At 39.5% G+C, this 664-nt stretch carries 1 protein-coding gene; it reads right to left on the reverse strand.

The window, feature by feature from the left end:
- Positions 1-664, reverse strand: a 664-nt coding sequence (locus C5B91_RS22565) for an Eco57I restriction-modification methylase domain-containing protein (protein ID WP_199708891.1), incomplete at both ends; no start/stop codon positions are given.

Here is a 664-nt window from a genome sequence, read left to right on the forward strand (position 1 = left end):
GAGACTTCATCCAGAGGCCGGAAGGACTCTATCTTCCGAATATTTCCAAACTCATCTTCATCTAACAACCTCCACTTTTCCGAATCAATAGAAGAATATTTTATATCGATGAAATCTCGGTCGGGGAGATTGTTGAGGTCGTCAACGGAGTCAACCTTCATATAATCAAAGCTACTTTTGCTGCTTTTGGAGAATATGGAAATCGCAGTGTATGTTAATGCGTCATCAAATAACAAGGTGTCTCCGAAATCGACTATTTCGGACACATATTTGCCAGTTTGTAAATACTCTCGGAGGTCTTCTCTCGTCAGTGTTGTAAAGTAATTCAGTGGAAGTATATATCCGACTTTTCCTCCTTCATTAATTAGCTCAATACCTAACTCGATGAAGGGAATATATGTGTTGAAATTCCCTGATTGGACTGTGTCATATTGGTCTAAAACATGTTCTTTTGTTTTTTCATCCATCGTTTGGATATTAATATATGGCGGGTTTCCAACTATAACGTCAAATCCGCCATCATTAGCAATCTCAGGGAAGGCATCATTCCAATCCTGTCGGAGCGCATCGGCTTGGATAATATTGAAGTCATTATTATCCACAAGTTCCCCGTTCTCTGCTGCTAAGAGCGATAACGCAATTTTAGTTTCTCGAACGTTATTCT

This window comes from Haloferax sp. Atlit-10N, assembly GCF_003586325.1.
GTDB lineage: Archaea > Halobacteriota > Halobacteria > Halobacteriales > Haloferacaceae > Haloferax > Haloferax prahovense.